A 14994-nucleotide genomic window follows, 5' to 3' on the forward strand; every position below is an offset into this window, starting at 1 on the left:
TCCTCCCATGTTTCGTTATCTGTAGCACTAGTCAGTCGGTACGAAGGGCGTCGATCGGACGGAGCTTGGAAGCTTTGTTTGCCGGATATAGACCGAAGATCATGCCAACGGCTACCGAGAACAAGAATGAGTACAGCCCGACCTCGAACGACAGCTGGGTCTCCTGTTTCGGGTTGAAATAAGGCCAGGCGAGCGAAAGTCCGCAGCCGAGCAGCAGTCCGATAATGCCGCCAAGGCCGCTGATGACCGTCGCTTCGATCAGAAATTGCATCAGAATATTGCGGCGTTTGGCTCCGATAGATTTGCGGATGCCGATCTCCCGCGTCCGTTCGCTGACAGTGACGAGCATAATGTTCATAATCCCGATGCCGCCGACGAGCAGCGAAATGCAGGCTACGCTGATCAACTGATTGTTCAAGGAGCTCGACGCAGCGACACGGGCTTTCATCAGCTCATCCTGGTTCATCACCTGGAATCCGGAGTCCGATTTGAATTTATACGTCAAATACTGCGTAATCGTTGTTTGGGCCTGAGACAGCTGTTCTTTCGTAGGAGCCTCCAAATAGGTCGTACGGATGTTTCCAAGTTTGAAGGACCTTTGAGCGGTAACCAGCGGGACGAAGACAGAATCGTCCAGCGATACGCCCCCGCCAATATTGGAGCCCTTTTCCTTAAGAACACCGGCAACGGTGAAGACGATACCGTCAATGTTGATGTCTTCCCCGACCGGGTCCAGGTTCCCGAAATATTTTTGAGCTACCGTGGAGCCTAATACGGCTATTTGATTGCGGAAATCGAGATCTGCCGCAGCGATAAAACGTCCTGAGGCGACCTCGCCCTTCATAAGGCTTAAATAATTTTCATTCGTACCCACCACAGTGTATTTCTCCTGCGTGTGGTCGTATTTAATATTGGAGCTTCCCTTGACGATCGTCGGGGCAATAGTCTGAATTTCGGGAAGCTGCTCCAGCTGCATCAGATCGTTATAATCCAGCTGGGTTGCGCGTCCGACGCCCATGACGTTAACGACGATCAGGTTCGTTCCGAGTGCTTCGTATTGCTTTTCAATGGCTGCTGAAGTCCCTTGTCCGATAGAGACGAGAGTTACGACCGAGCTGACGCCGATAATAACCCCGAGCATGGTCAGCAGGGTACGCATCGGATTGTTCACGACGGTACGCATCGCCATATAAATAAGTTCGGGCAGCTTCATCTCATCACCTCTACTGCGTGCTTGACTTCAGCAGGCTGCGAGGGAAGAGGACGAAGCCGTTCGTCCCGGACAATCTCTCCGTCACGGATAGAGATTACCCGTCTTGCGTTCTCGGCTATATGATTATCATGGGTAATCAGTACGATGGTATTGCCTTGATCGTTCAGCCTGATCATCAGCTCCAGCACTTCGTTGCCGGTCTTTGAATCCAAGGCCCCGGTCGGTTCGTCCGCCAGCAGTAGCGAGGGGGAGATGGATAAGGCTCGTGCGATCGCAACACGCTGCTGCTGACCGCCCGAGAGCTCGCTCGGCTTGTGGTGGCCGCGGGTGCCCATGCCGAGCAGCTCCAGCATTGCCTGCGCCTTTTCCCGCCGGACTTTTTTGCTGACTCCTGCATAGATCATGGGCAGCTCAACATTCTCAATGGCGTTCAACTTGGGCAGCAGATTAAACTGCTGAAAGATAAAGCCGATCTTTTTATTGCGAAACTCGGCCAATTGATTGTCGCTCATCTTCTCCGTGGCTACGCCGTCCAGCTTGTAGGAGCCGGAGGTAGGAACGTCCAGCAGGCCGATCGTGTTCATGAGCGTGGATTTACCCGATCCGCTGGGACCGACAATGGCCACAAAATCACCCGTTGTGACCGTCATTGATACACCTTTGAGGATTTGCAGCTTCTCTGCACCTCGCTCGTATGATTTCGTGATGTCTTTCAATGCAATGATAGCTTCCATAGGGAGATCCTCCTTTCCATGCTATTGCTTAACGGCCGCCGCCACCGCCGCCGCTATTCCCGCCGGTTCCTCCTCTTTGGATAAACTGCACACCGCCTGCGCCGCCGGCACCACCTGCACCGCCTGCGCCTCCGCCTTGCTGGAACTGCTGACGAATTTTATCGATATCGGCTTGCGTCGCCGTATTGTTTTTCTTGGTAACCGGAATCACAACCTTGTCGCCTTCCTTCAACCCGTCGGTAACTTCGATATACAGCTTGTTGCGGATACCGATCTTGATCTCATGCTTCTCTTCCTTCGTTCCGTCCGCATTCATCAGCGTTACGTAACGTTTGCCCTGCTGTTGTTGAAGGGCCTCGATTGGAAGCAGCAAAATATCTTTCTTGTCCTGCGTAATGATCTCGGCAGTGGCCGTCATTCCGTTACGCAGCTGCCCGTCATTCTTGACGGAGATGCCGACATCGAAGAAGGTCACGCCGTTTGTGGTCGTACCGACCGTAGAGACCTGATTGACTTCGCCTTCATAGATTTTGTTTGAAATCGAGTCCACCTTCACCGTCGCTTTCATGCCGACCTTCACATTAGGCAGATCGAGCTCGTCGACTTGTACGGGAAGCTGCATATAATCGAGGTTGGCTACGGCGCCAAGCTGCGTATTCGCCTCAATGGTCGAGCCTGCAGGGTAGCTCGCAAGCACGTTGGTCTTTTTGTTGGCGAAGTCCGTGGAGAAGATGCCGTCAAACGGAGCGGTAACCGTTAATTGGTCCAGCTTGTCCTGATAGTTTTTGATGGTAATCTTCTGTCTCTCAATCGCCGCCTGCTTGTTCAAAATATCGTTTTGCAGCGTGTCGTTCGTAATGGAAACGATAAGGTCCCCTTTATTGACGTAATTGCCGGTTTTGATATTGACGTTGTTCACAATACCGCTGGCAGCGGAGAGGACGCTTTCCACCTTCACAAAATCCAGGGTGCCTTTATCGGTGGATTGAGCTGTTCTGCCGCCTAGTACAGCGCTTCCTTTGACCTTCATGCCTGCGCCGAGGGTGCCGTCATTTTTCACGGATATTTCCACATCGAGCAACTTGCTGCCGTTTGCATCGCCTTTCGGCTGTTGTCCTACGGATTCGACGACGGCGGTTTTGGTCAAGTTGAAGCCGTCAATGGTCAGGTCTATGGTGTCGCCCTTCTTGAGCTGAACCGCATCCTCCAGCAGGAACGGGAGCTTGGTCGTCATCGACGAAATATCCGATATCGTTCCGATACGGCCGTTCTTGCTCACATTGGAGCCGACATCCAGATTGGAGGTTAATGTCAGCGTGCCGCTGATCGGGGCGTAGATATTCAGGCTGTTCTGCTGAGTTCTCAAATCTTCGAGGTCCTTCTCCTGCTGCTGCAGATTGACTTGAGCTTCCTGCAGATTCGCTTCCAGACTCAAGTCGGAGATAACGAACAGGACATCTCCCTTTTTGACCTGCTGATTGCGGGTCAAATTCATCGTTTTGATCGTTCCTTCTACAGGAGCAATAATATTTTGGACATCACGCGCTTCAAATTGAGAAGTACCTGATACGGAGGACGTAATGGCGCCCTTCTTAATCTCCGCTACCTTTTCCTGTGCGCTGGCAGCCGGTTTTTTGGTGTTATTGGACAAATAGTAATATGTACCGCCACCGCAAAGAGCCAGCCCGATGACGACGGCTATCCATTTTTTACTGCGCAGTAATCCCATTCTTGCTTCTCCTTTCCGACATTTCAGCTTTTCTACCTTGCTGCTTTTTAACTTTATCAACGGTTTGTGAAAAAAATGTGAATTTAAACTTAAGGGGAGATTAATGCACGGAAAAAACCGGTCGATTGAAGGAAGCTTGCCGAAAAAGAGTGCGAAAAAAGCCGAAATCCTGTCGAAGGATTCCGGCTCTGGTTTAGGGTTAGCTGGAGGATTACTCCTCGAACAGCTTTTTCAAGTTTTCCTGGAACGGTGCGCGAACGATCCCTTTTTCCGTAATAATAGCGGTCACGTATTCGTTAGGGGTCACATCGAACGCAGGGTTGTATACCTTAATGCCCTTCGGTGCGGTCCGTTTTCCGAAGCCTTGCGTGATTTCGTCTTCATGCCGCTCTTCAATCGGGATATCCGCGCCGGTAGGCGTGTTCAAGTCGATGGTCGACATCGGGCAGGCGACATAGAACGGAATGCCGTGAGCCTTGGCTAGTACAGCAACGCTATAGGTGCCGATCTTGTTGGCCACGTCGCCGTTCGCCGACACGCGGTCCGTACCGACGATGACGGCCTGCACCCAGCCCTTGCTCATGACGGCGCCGGCCATATTGTCGCAAATGAGCGTGACATCGACACCGGCCTGCTGCAGCTCGAACGCCGTCAGCCGGGCGCCTTGCAGCACCGGGCGCGTCTCATCGGCGAACACCTTGAGGCCGATGCCGCGCTCCTGCGCCAAATACATCGGCGCAAGGGCGGTGCCGTAGCGGGCTGTGGCAAGGCCGCCCGCGTTGCAGTGCGTGAGGACGCCCATGCCGTCCTCGAACAAGGACAGCGCGTGCTCGCCGATGAGGCGGCACGTCTCCTCGTCTTCGCTCTGGATGAGCTTCGCTTCATCCAGCAGCGCTTGCTTCAACGCTTCCGGCTCTGTGCCGGCGGAAGCGAGCTCCTGGGCGCGCAGCTTCATGCGGTCGAGCGCCCAGAACAAATTCACCGCCGTCGGGCGCGACGTCGCGAGATATTCGCACTGCTTGACCGCAGCGTCAAGCAGCTCCTCACGGCCTCCGCTCACGCCGCGGACGCCGAGGTACACGCCATAGGCGGCCGAGATGCCGATCGCCGGCGCTCCGCGTACCGCAAGCTGCTTGATCGCCTCCCAAACCTGCTCCGATGTCGTCAGCTCCAGATAAACGATCTCATCCGGAAGCAGCCTTTGATCCAGCAGCTCGAGACGGTTTTCAGCCGAATTCCAACGAACCGATTGCAGCCAATCCGCCGTTTGCTTTTCTGTTGTACTCATGTAGTTATCTCCTTTGGTATAGCTAGACTCGTATTATTGTACGGCCTTCCACGCGATATCGATCAATTCGTCGATGGATTGGGCTTTGCGGTGATGCTTGATCAGCGCAGTCCCGATCAGCAGCGCGATGCGCTGAGCGCGTTCTTTGGCTGCCGCATCCTCCAGCTTGTTAATATCCGCCACTTGAGCCAATCCATGAACCCGGCGAACCGTCTTGCTTCCCGTATAGCCGATAGCATCCTGCAGAAGCTGCTGCATGTACCAGTCCTGGTAGCCCGGAGTTTTGAATATGCGATCGACGCCGTGCTCATTCCACAGCCTGCGGAATTCTTGCTCGAATACAGTCCAGCTTTCCTTGATGGTATCCGTCAAATAGGTGCGGTAATCCTTGCGCGACGCTTCGTCCTTGCTCCAGCCCTCTTGAGCGGCGAAGTTCAGCAGCAGGTTCGCGAACACGGCTCCGATATCGAAGCCCATCGGCCCGTAATAGGCAAATTCAGGATCGATAACCTTCGTGGAGTCCGGCTTGATAAAAATACTGCCGGTATGCAAGTCGCCGTGCAGCAGCGCCTGGGCTTTGGTCAAAAACCCATTGCGCAAAATCGCCACCTCCAGATGCAGCTCCTGGTCGTTCCAGATCGCTTCTACGGCGTCTTGAATGGCAGGGGGCACATCGTTCGTATCGGCATTCCGGTACGGGTCGTCGAAGATCAGATCCTCGGTAATTTTGCACAAATCCGGATTAATAAACTGCTGAACACGCAATTTCTTGTCCTGCTGGTTCATTCCGAGATCGGAAGTGTAAAACAACGTGTGGGCCAAAAAACGGCCGATATGACCGGCGAACAGCGGATAGCGGTTGCCTTCGATCAGCCCTCTGCGCATAATGACATGATCGCTCAGATCCTCCATCACCGTCAAAGCCAGGTCCTTATCGTATACAAACACATGAGGGACGAGATCCGGGCAGAGCGACTCCTGGATCATCAACGCTTCGCTCTCAATTCTTGCGCGGTCCAGAGAGAGAGGCCAGGATTCCCCAACGACTTTGGCATAAGGGAGGGCCTGCTTCAAAATGATACTTTTGCCGGTGGACGGCTCCGTAATGTGGAACACGAGATTAAGATTGCCGTCGCCGATCTCTTTGCTCGTTAGTTCGCTGCCTGCAGTGAACAGGTTGGGAATACCTCTTGCGTATTCCACCGCTTCGGCTTCCGTTAACGCGTGATATGAAGTCATGGGTGTATGATGCCTCCTTAAGGTTTTATTAAAGTTTTGCAAGAGCAAAACCGGCTTCAAATGCATGCATGAAATTGCGGTGCAAACTGGCTTTGTCAGCATCGCTTCCTTTGGGTAAAGCGGAAATGAGGCTTGCTGTAGTCCGTAAAACTATCATCCCATAGTATAGCAAATTGTGCGGGGTTGGAATAGACTCTCTCATGTTAATTCCTTATATATAAATCGGAATAATCTGTATTTTCCTCGAGACGGCTTTTTTACAAAAAATTCATGCTCCGATAATATCCCCATAATGCACGATTTTTACAATAGTATCAGATCAATAACGACGGCATGACTAGGAGGTATGGCTCCCTTATGAATATTCTGCTTCGAATTCTTTGCGGCGCTGCTGCGCTAAGTATCGTATTGGCCCTCGGAATGTACGCGGACGAAGACCAGCCTGTGGCCGCAAATCCCATGAAAGCGAATCAACAGCAATACGATAGAATTCATGAAGCCTCCAAATTTTATGTGAACTCCGGCCGCTAAACAAACAATTTAATAGGTTTATGGGTGAGCATTCTGCTAGAGCAGGGTGCTTTTTTTATTCCAATTCTCCTTACAGTACCTGAATCGGCATCGAAGCCAATGCAGTGTCCAAAGGTATAAAAAAATGATATGATAAAAAATGGAAAATAAACCATATAAAGAAACGAGGTGGAGAGGATTGAATCGAAAGCAAGTTGGTAGTTTTCTGCTAGGCATTGCACTGACTATGGCCTTTGCCGGAGCGGGCAATGCGGAAAGCGTGGAGTCCAAATTGCCGTTGCGAACTAAGGAAGAGATCATGGGAAGATGGAAAATGTATAGTCCGGACAATTATAAAGGTCCCCTGTTTAATGAAACGCCAAAAATAAGAGAGGTTTACGAGCCTGGTAAAGTCAACGAGCGATATTTAGAGGGCGGTGTGGCTAGAGCCAACTTTTACCGGTATATTAGCGGCCTTCCGGATAATTTGAAGCTTTCGCGGGATATATCCGATCGCATCCAATATGGTTCTGTCGTTACTTCAGCCGTTTACGGCAATCTGAATCATGTCGTGGCTAGGCCGGCGGATATGAACGATGAATTTTTCGAACGGGCCTCGATTGCGCTTGAGCAGAGCAGCATCGTCACGTTAAAAGAAGCTTCTCCTAATCTGCTGGCAGCCTCGGTAGATCTGTATATGGACAGCAGCAGGGATGGAACCAGCATCAATCGCTACGGAGACCATCTGGATTTGTTGAAGCCTTATCTGAAGGAGGTCGGCTTTGGTCTTACGCCAAGCACTCAGAACGAACATACCTATTACTCCACAATGAGCTTTGCGGAAGAGGTGAATCCGGTCCCTCTAGATTATTCTTTTATTGCTTATCCTGCCCAAGGGAATTTCCCTGCGGATGTTTTCAAGCCTAACAACAAATGGACTATCTTGCTGAATTCTTCTCAATTTATTCATGATTCCAAAGACATTACCGTGCAGCTTACGCGGCAGTCCGACCAGCGGACATGGAGCTCCAAGAACGAATGGAATCATCATCATTTGAGCACAGGCATTTTCAAAGACTTCAGTCAAATTGATTTTACTCCGGAGGATTTGGACAGCATCCGTGATAATGACGTGTTTACGGTCAAAGTAACCGGTCTAAAAAGCAGCGCAGGCTTTGAAACGGAAATTAGCTACAACGTAAACTTTTTTTACATAAACAAGCCGGCATCAGAACAAAAAAACGAAAATACAAGCACCCCTGCAATTTCTAATCCTACTAACAGTTCCACATCGGGAGAGAATAGCACAGCCATACCAAAAGGAAACGGGCAGGATGTCGCTGCAGCGGATATCCAATTCCCCGACATAGCAGGTCATTGGTCAGAGTCTACGGTAAAGTGGGGCATAGCGAAAGGGATTGTCGACGGTTACGCAGACGGGAAGTTCCAGCCAGATCGTCAGGTTAGCGAGGAAGAGTTCTTGAGTATGCTGCTTAAGGCCTTCGAACACAAAACGGATTCCAATTCAGGAGCGGGATGGTCGGACAGCCTGTACACCTTTGCTGTGGAGCACAAATATCCCGTGAAGGGGGCGGAGAACCGGGCGGCAAGGAGCCAAATGATCACAAGAGAATCTATGGCGGAAATTGTTGCGGCATCCGATGGGGAGCCGTTGCTTAAGGATGAAGCGATCGGTTACTTGCTCTCGAAATCCTACGCGGAAGGAAGAACCGATAACGGTGCTGCGGGATTCGCAGGACAGGAAGGGCTGACCCGTTCAGAAGCTTTGCAGATCATACGCAATGTGCAGGAGCATGGAATAAAGTCTTTACAATAATAAAATATAGAACAAAAAAACCTAACGTGACGCTAGGTTTTTTTGCCTGGTCTGAAGCCGGTTATCCTATTCTGCCGCGGCGGTGCTCCACCAAATCAATTGCACCCAACACGACATGTGCAAGTCCGAATCCGGCGACCGCCGCCGCAGCCATCGGATATTTTCCCCGCAGTGCTACACCTGAAGCCGTTACAGCCGTACCCAATACAGTAGGAATGAGTCCTTCTCTCATATGCTTCATCCTCCTTGAAGTGAGTTTGTGTACGCAGGTATAGGTTCGCGTTTTTTCACTTCTTTTATGCCTGGCAACAGTTGCTTGAACGGAAATGAAATCTTATAATTATACCTTTAGAAGTCTTTTTCATTATACGATTTCATCAAGACAGCAAGATTAAATGAGGCTATAACAGGAAAGGATGGAACATAGTGAGTACCCCACCTGCAGCTTTAAAAGAATGGGCGGTTGCAGTGGAAGCATTGCGAAGCGGAAGGCAAATTCTCATTATGCGCAAAGGCGGCATTCGGGAAGAAACAAGGCACTTTCAAGTGCAGAGCGATAGCTTCTATCTGTTTCCTACATATGAGCATCAAAAAAAACAGTGGATCAAGGCGGAAGACCAGCCGGTGCTGGACAAGACCCTGGAGAACTGGAGCGTTGAGGATACGGAGGTGACGATTCGTTGTTACGCCGAGCTTGCTGAAGACATATTAGTAGAGAGTCAGGAGCAGCTTGATAAGTTGGCGGCTTTTCATCTATGGACGGATTCGTTCGCCGAGGAAAGACTGAAGTGGAAACGAACACAGCCTTTGCATGTCATGCTGCTTCGAGTGTACGAGCTTGCCGAACCCGTCCGGCTGCCGTTACTGGCTGAATATAGCGGCTGCAAATCCTGGATTGAGCTGAACAGCTCCCGTCTTGACGGAGTAGGGCGCAGTGCGGTCCTGAATGACGAAGATTTCCAAGAAGCGGTGAGAAATATTAAATCTGCCTTAGGCTAGGATAGGCTCCCGCGGGCTTATGAAACATAACCGTATAAAAATGAGCTAAATGGGTCTTTATTGATTTGCCCCGGTAAGATATAATATAGTAACATTGAGAATCATTGATAATCAATTTAGAATGATTATTAACTAAGAATTACAATATCTAACGATTCATTTCAAAATGGAGGAAGAATACAATGGCAAATGCACCGGAATTTATTATAGACGGTTTGAAGGCAACTGTCGAAGGCAAAGAGATTTTGAAAGGGTTAAGCCTGAAAATCAAAGGCGGAGAAGTTCATGCGGTAATGGGTCCTAACGGTACCGGTAAAAGTACGCTGGCTTCCACCATCATGGGACATCCGAAATATGAAGTAACGGATGGCTCGATTTCCCTGAACGGCGACGATGTTTTGGAAATGGCCGTGGATGAGAGAGCAAGAGCAGGTCTGTTCCTTGCCATGCAATATCCAAGTGAAATTGCGGGCGTAACTAATGCGGACTTCCTCCGTAGTGCCATTAACGCGCGCCGCGGTGAAGGCAATGAAATTTCTCTGATCAAGTTCATCCGCTTGATGGAAGCGAAAATGAAAGAGCTTGAAATGAACCCTGAGTTCATGCACCGTTATTTGAACGAAGGCTTCTCCGGCGGTGAGAAAAAACGGAATGAAATTTTGCAAATGATGATGCTTGAGCCAAGCATTGTTATTCTTGACGAGATCGACTCCGGTCTGGATATCGACGCCCTTCGTATCGTAGCTAACGGCGTAAACGCTATGCGTTCCGAAGACCGCGGCTTCCTAATCATCACTCACTATCAGCGTTTGCTGAACTATATCAAGCCTGACTTCGTACACGTAATGATGCAAGGCCGTATCGTTAAATCCGGCGGTCCTGAGCTGGCTCAGCGTCTGGAGAACGAAGGCTACGACTGGATCAAGGAAGAGCTCGGTATCGTTGATGAGACGGTAGGTCAAGAAGAGGAAGAATTCAAAGTTCCAATGAACACGACAGCTCCAAAATTCTAAAATAAGTCCACGACGGAGGAATATATCTATGAGTACACAAACCATTCTTCCAATCGATCGCCAAGCCATCGTGGAGCTGTCCCAATCGAGACAAGAGCCTGAATGGATGACCAACCTTCGCGCTGAAGCGCTGGAGCTGGCCGGATCATTGGAATTACCGAAATTGGAAAAAACGAGAATCGACCGCTGGAACCTGCGTTCCTACGGAAGCTATAAAGCGGAAGCGGCATTGACTACATTAGAGCAGCTGCCGGAATCGGCCAAAGCATTGCTGCAAAATGAAAATCCCGAAAATCTGCTTGTGCAAAAAAACGCAAGCATCGTATATCACAAAGCTTCCGAAGAGCTCGCGAAGCAGGGTGTGATTTTTACAAGCCTTGAAGAGGCTCTGAAGCTGCATTCCGACCTGGTAAAAAGCCATTTTGGTAAGGCAGTAGCCAAGAACGAAAACCAGGTCACTGCTCTTCATACCGCTATTTGGAGCGGCGGCGTGTTCTTGTACGTTCCTAAAAATGTACAGGTGGAAGTGCCGGTTCAAGCGTTGTTCTTAACAGACGATGCGGATGCAACCTTCTCGCCGCATGTCCTGATCGTTGCCGAGGAGAACGCATCGGTAACTTATGTTGATAACTTCGTTTCCGAAGGCAATTTGAACAACCTGGTTCAAAACGGCGTAGTAGAAGTTATCGTGAAGCCGGGCGCTACCGTGAATTTTGCTTCGGTACACAACCTGAACGATTCGATCACGGATCTGACTTACCGCCGTGCTGTCGTGGAAAATGATGCTACCATCAACTGGGTTATCGGCGAAATGAACTATGGCAATGCTATGTCTGATACGACCTCCATTCTGAAAGGCAACGGCTCCAATTCGGATGCGAAAATCATCTGCGTCGGAACCAACGATCAGAAGCTGAACGTAACGACAAGAGCGGTTCACTTCGGCAAAAACTCGAGCAGTGATATGATCACTCGCGCCGTTATGCGCGACGAGTCCACTGCGATCATCAACGGCATTACCAAGATCGAAAAAGCGGCAACGGGAGCTAACGGGCAGCAAACGGAGAAAGTGCTTATGCTGAGTCCGAAAGCCCGCGGGGACGCGAACCCTATCCTGCTTATCGACGAAGACGATGTAAAAGCAGGTCACGCAGCGAGCGTAGGACAAGTAAATCCGGAGCAAATCCACTATTTGATGTCCCGCGGTATTACTCGTGAAGAAGCACAGCGCCTGGTCATTTATGGCTTCCTGGCTCCTGTTGTTTCCGAGATTCCAATGGAGAAGGTACAATCCCAGCTGCAAAGCCTTGTAGAAAGGAAGCTCGGACAATGAAGACGTCGGAGATTCGGAAACTATTTCCCATCCTGCAGCAGGAAGTGAACGGACATCCGCTGGTATATCTGGATTCCGCAGCCACTTCACAGAAACCAGTATCCGTAATCGAAGCCGTCAAGCATTATTACGAGTGGGATAACGCAAATGTGCACCGTGGAGTCCATACGCTGGGCTCCCGCGCTACTGACGCGTACGAAGGCGCTCGGGAGAAAGTGGCTAAATTCATTAATGCCAAATCGACGCAGGAGATTATTTTCACCCGCGGTACGACATCGGCCTTGAATTTGGCTGCATCCAGCTATGCCCGCGCCGTGTGCGGCGAGGGTGACGAGATCGTCCTTACTCCTATGGAGCATCACAGCAATCTCATACCATGGCAGCAAGTAGCGAAAGCTACCGGCGCTGTCTTGAAATATATTCCGCTTCAACCGGACGGCTCCATTCGTCTGGAGGATGTAGAGGCCACTATTACCGACCGGGCGAAAGTGGTTGCCGTTACTTATGTTTCCAACGTTCTGGGCGTTGTAAACCCTGTGAAGGAAATTGCGGCGATTGCGCATCGTCACGGAGCCGTGATGGTAGTGGACGGGGCCCAAAGCACTCCTCACTTGAAGGTGGATGTGCAGGACCTGGATTGTGATTTTTATGCATTGTCCGGTCACAAAATGTGCGCTCCTACAGGAATCGGCGTAATGTACGGCAAGAAATCGCTTCTTGAGACGATGGAGCCGATCGAGTTCGGCGGCGAAATGATCGATCATGTGGATTTATACGATTCCACCTGGAAGGAGCTTCCGTGGAAGTTCGAGGGCGGCACGCCTATTATTGCCGGTGCCGTTGGTTTGGGAGCGGCGATCGATTTTCTGGAAAGCATCGGGATGGATGAAATCTTCCGCCATGAGCAGCAGCTTACAGCTTATGCGATCGAACGTATGTCCGAAATTGAGGACCTAACGATATACGGACCGAGAAGCCATCGTGCCGGTACGGTTACTTTTAACCTTGGGGACGTTCATCCTCACGACGTTGCGACAGTATTGGATGCCGACGGCATTGCCGTTCGCGCAGGACATCATTGCTGCCAACCGCTAATGCGGTGGCTGAACGTTTCGGCTACGGCCCGCGCCAGCTTCTATCTTTATAACACAGAAGATGACATTGACCGGTTGGTGGCTTCACTAATCAAAACAAAGGAGTACTTCGGTCATGCAATTGGATGATTTATACCGCAGAGTCATTATGGATCATTATAAAAATCCGCGCAATCGCGGCACGCTGGATGATGAAGCCGTAACGATCGACTTGAACAATCCTACGTGCGGTGATAAAATTCAACTGCAAATGCAGGTGGAAGACGGTATCGTCAAAGCCGCCAAGTTCGTGGGAGAAGGCTGCTCGATCAGCCTTTCTTCCGCTTCTATGATGACGGATGCCGTTAAAGGCAAGACGCTCGAGGAAGCATTGGAGATGGCAGAGAAGTTTTCCGGACTAATGAAGGGTGAATCGGTGGAATTCGAGTACGAGGATATCGAAGCCCTGTCCGGTGTGAATAAGTTTCCGGCAAGAATCAAATGCGCTACACTTGCATGGAATGCGCTGCGCAAAGGAATCGAACAGGCTCACAATAAGCATTAGTTTGGGGTGACCTGAACTTAAGGAGGTTGGCGAACAATGGCAAAGAAAATGCCGGAGATGGAAGATTATAAATATGGTTTTCGCGATGAGCATAAAGCGGTTTTCCAAACAGGAAAAGGCCTGACTCGCGAGATCGTTGCCGAGATTTCCAGAATGAAGGGCGAGCCGGAGTGGATGCTCGATTTTCGTCTGAAATCATTGGAGCAATTTGAGAAAATGGCTATGCCTCGTTGGGGCGGCAACCTGGACGATCTGGATTTCAATGATATCCAGTACTATGTAAAACCATCCGAGAAGCAAGGCAAAACGTGGGAAGAGGTTCCTACGGAGATTAAAGAAACGTTCGACAAGCTCGGTATTCCTGAAGCGGAGCAAAAGTTTCTGGCCGGCGTATCCGCTCAGTACGAGTCTGAGGTTGTTTACCACAGCATGCAGAAGGACTTGGAGGATCAAGGCGTTATCTTCACCGATACCGATACGGCTTTGAGAGAATTCCCTGAATTGTTCAAAGAATATTTCGGTACCGTCGTTCCTCCTAGCGACAACAAATTCGCGGCTCTGAACAGCGCGGTTTGGTCCGGCGGAAGCTTCATCTATGTACCAAAAGGCGTGAAAGTGGAAATTCCGCTGCAAGCTTACTTCCGTATTAACTCCGAGAATATGGGACAATTCGAGCGCACGCTGATCATTACTGATGAAGACAGCTTCGTTCACTATGTAGAAGGATGTACGGCTCCTATTTACAGCACGAACTCCCTGCACAGTGCGGTTGTTGAGATCATTTGTAAGAAAAACTCCCGTGCCCGTTATACGACGATTCAAAACTGGGCGCCTAACATTTACAACCTCGTTACCAAACGTGCCGTGGCGGAAGAAAATGCGACCATGGAATGGGTTGACGGTAACATCGGTTCCAAGCTGACGATGAAATATCCTGCGGTTGTATTGAAAGGCCGTGGAGCCAAGGGTATGGTGCTCTCCATCGCTGTTGCAGGCCGTGGGCAGCATCAGGACGCAGGTGCAAAAATGACTCACCTGGCGCCTGAAACCACGTCGACAATCGTATCCAAATCGATCAGTAAGCATGGCGGTAAAGTAACTTACCGCGGCTTGGCTTCCTTCGGACGCAACTCCGCAGGCTCCAAGGCTAACATCAAATGCGATACTTTGATTATGGATAAGGAATCGACTTCGGATACCATCCCATACAACGAAATCATGAACGACAACATTACGCTGGAGCACGAAGCTACCGTATCCAAGGTGTCCGAGGATCAATTGTTCTATCTGATGAGCCGCGGCTTGACAGAAGCGGAAGCTACTCAAATGATCGTAATGGGCTTTATCGAGCCGTTCACGAAAGAACTTCCAATGGAATATGCCGTAGAGATGAACCGTCTCATCAAGTTCGAGATGGAAGGCTCTATCGGTTAACCCGGCATAAACAGGATCAGGCCATCC

At 50.3% G+C, this 14994-nt stretch carries 14 protein-coding genes; 8 read left to right on the forward strand and 6 right to left on the reverse strand.

The window, feature by feature from the left end:
- Positions 1-31: 31 nt before the first annotated feature.
- From B1728_RS01185 to mtnK, 5 genes are all read right to left on the reverse strand, one after another.
- Entirely contained in the window at positions 32-1213 is a 1182-nt protein-coding gene (locus B1728_RS01185; RefSeq protein ID WP_079908347.1) for an ABC transporter permease, read from the reverse strand.
- Complete coding sequence (locus B1728_RS01190; RefSeq protein ID WP_079908348.1) at positions 1210-1947, reverse strand: ABC transporter ATP-binding protein; 738 nt, start codon at positions 1945-1947, stop codon at positions 1210-1212. The genes B1728_RS01185 and B1728_RS01190 overlap by 4 nt, the downstream gene beginning before the upstream one ends.
- Before the next feature lie 28 nt (positions 1948-1975).
- Positions 1976-3676, reverse strand: a complete 1701-nt coding sequence (locus B1728_RS01195; RefSeq protein ID WP_079908349.1) for an efflux RND transporter periplasmic adaptor subunit — start codon at positions 3674-3676, stop codon at positions 1976-1978.
- Between the two features lie 211 nt (positions 3677-3887).
- Positions 3888-4964 (reverse strand): S-methyl-5-thioribose-1-phosphate isomerase, encoded by a 1077-nt coding sequence (gene mtnA / locus B1728_RS01200; RefSeq protein WP_079908350.1) that lies wholly within the window; start codon positions 4962-4964, stop codon positions 3888-3890.
- A gap of 33 nt (positions 4965-4997) precedes the next feature.
- Positions 4998-6203, reverse strand: a complete 1206-nt coding sequence (gene mtnK, locus B1728_RS01205; protein WP_079908351.1) for an S-methyl-5-thioribose kinase — start codon at positions 6201-6203, stop codon at positions 4998-5000.
- Between the two features lie 357 nt (positions 6204-6560).
- On the opposite strand from mtnK, the gene B1728_RS36045 reads away from it, so the two are divergent.
- Both B1728_RS36045 and B1728_RS01210 read left to right on the forward strand, forming a co-directional pair.
- The gene (locus tag B1728_RS36045) at positions 6561-6734 is read left to right on the forward strand and encodes a hypothetical protein (protein ID WP_179135834.1); all 174 of its coding nucleotides are present in this window, start codon (positions 6561-6563) and stop codon (positions 6732-6734) included.
- A 178-nt stretch (positions 6735-6912) separates the two neighbouring features.
- Positions 6913-8550 carry an S-layer homology domain-containing protein gene (locus B1728_RS01210; RefSeq protein WP_179135835.1) on the forward strand — a complete coding sequence of 546 codons (1638 nt, stop codon included), beginning with the start codon at positions 6913-6915 and terminating at the stop codon, positions 8548-8550.
- A gap of 61 nt (positions 8551-8611) precedes the next feature.
- Here B1728_RS01210 and B1728_RS01215 read toward each other — a convergent pair whose 3' ends face one another.
- Positions 8612-8782, reverse strand: a complete 171-nt coding sequence (locus B1728_RS01215) for an asparagine synthase (RefSeq protein WP_079908353.1) — start codon at positions 8780-8782, stop codon at positions 8612-8614.
- A 194-nt stretch (positions 8783-8976) separates the two neighbouring features.
- Here B1728_RS01215 and B1728_RS01220 point away from each other — a divergent pair, with 194 nt between their 5' ends.
- The 6 genes from B1728_RS01220 to sufB all read left to right on the forward strand — a co-directional run bounded on the left by B1728_RS01220 (position 8977) and on the right by sufB (position 14967).
- Positions 8977-9549 carry a DUF1802 family protein gene (locus B1728_RS01220; RefSeq protein WP_079908354.1) on the forward strand — a complete coding sequence of 191 codons (573 nt, stop codon included), beginning with the start codon at positions 8977-8979 and terminating at the stop codon, positions 9547-9549.
- A gap of 182 nt (positions 9550-9731) precedes the next feature.
- A complete protein-coding gene (sufC, locus tag B1728_RS01225; RefSeq protein WP_079908355.1) occupies positions 9732-10562 on the forward strand; it encodes a Fe-S cluster assembly ATPase SufC in 831 nt (276 codons plus the stop codon).
- 28 nt (positions 10563-10590) lie between these two features.
- Positions 10591-11895 carry a Fe-S cluster assembly protein SufD gene (gene sufD, locus B1728_RS01230; protein WP_079908356.1) on the forward strand — a complete coding sequence of 435 codons (1305 nt, stop codon included), beginning with the start codon at positions 10591-10593 and terminating at the stop codon, positions 11893-11895.
- Positions 11892-13118: a cysteine desulfurase gene (locus B1728_RS01235; RefSeq protein ID WP_079908357.1), complete on the forward strand. Its 1227-nt coding sequence runs from the start codon at positions 11892-11894 to the stop codon at positions 13116-13118. Before sufD ends, B1728_RS01235 begins: the two co-directional genes overlap by 4 nt.
- The gene (gene sufU / locus B1728_RS01240) at positions 13105-13533 is read left to right on the forward strand and encodes a Fe-S cluster assembly sulfur transfer protein SufU (RefSeq protein ID WP_079908358.1); all 429 of its coding nucleotides are present in this window, start codon (positions 13105-13107) and stop codon (positions 13531-13533) included. The genes B1728_RS01235 and sufU overlap by 14 nt, the downstream gene beginning before the upstream one ends.
- 36 nt (positions 13534-13569) lie before the next feature.
- Positions 13570-14967 (forward strand): Fe-S cluster assembly protein SufB, encoded by a 1398-nt coding sequence (gene sufB / locus B1728_RS01245; protein WP_079908359.1) that lies wholly within the window; start codon positions 13570-13572, stop codon positions 14965-14967.
- Positions 14968-14994: the final 27 nt, after the last annotated feature.

This window comes from Paenibacillus sp. 32352, assembly GCF_002042965.1.
Taxonomy (GTDB): Bacteria; Bacillota; Bacilli; order Paenibacillales; family NBRC-103111; genus Paenibacillus_S; species Paenibacillus_S vulneris.

What these genes read in the sequence shown, in the direction of transcription:
- B1728_RS01185 (WP_079908347.1), bottom strand. Translation starts at nt 1,213, where the DNA reads ATGAAGCTGCCCGAACTTATTTATATGGCGATGCGTACCGTCGTGAAC.
- B1728_RS01190 (WP_079908348.1), bottom strand. Translation starts at nt 1,947, where the DNA reads ATGGAAGCTATCATTGCATTGAAAGACATCACGAAATCATACGAGCGA.
- B1728_RS01195 (WP_079908349.1), bottom strand. Translation starts at nt 3,676, where the DNA reads ATGGGATTACTGCGCAGTAAAAAATGGATAGCCGTCGTCATCGGGCTG.
- mtnA (WP_079908350.1), bottom strand. Translation starts at nt 4,964, where the DNA reads ATGAGTACAACAGAAAAGCAAACGGCGGATTGGCTGCAATCGGTTCGT.
- mtnK (WP_079908351.1), bottom strand. Translation starts at nt 6,203, where the DNA reads ATGACTTCATATCACGCGTTAACGGAAGCCGAAGCGGTGGAATACGCA.
- B1728_RS36045 (WP_179135834.1), top strand. Translation starts at nt 6,561, where the DNA reads ATGAATATTCTGCTTCGAATTCTTTGCGGCGCTGCTGCGCTAAGTATC.
- B1728_RS01215 (WP_079908353.1), bottom strand. Translation starts at nt 8,782, where the DNA reads ATGAGAGAAGGACTCATTCCTACTGTATTGGGTACGGCTGTAACGGCT.
- sufC (WP_079908355.1), top strand. Translation starts at nt 9,732, where the DNA reads ATGGCAAATGCACCGGAATTTATTATAGACGGTTTGAAGGCAACTGTC.
- sufD (WP_079908356.1), top strand. Translation starts at nt 10,591, where the DNA reads ATGAGTACACAAACCATTCTTCCAATCGATCGCCAAGCCATCGTGGAG.
- B1728_RS01235 (WP_079908357.1), top strand. Translation starts at nt 11,892, where the DNA reads ATGAAGACGTCGGAGATTCGGAAACTATTTCCCATCCTGCAGCAGGAA.
- sufU (WP_079908358.1), top strand. Translation starts at nt 13,105, where the DNA reads ATGCAATTGGATGATTTATACCGCAGAGTCATTATGGATCATTATAAA.
- sufB (WP_079908359.1), top strand. Translation starts at nt 13,570, where the DNA reads ATGGCAAAGAAAATGCCGGAGATGGAAGATTATAAATATGGTTTTCGC.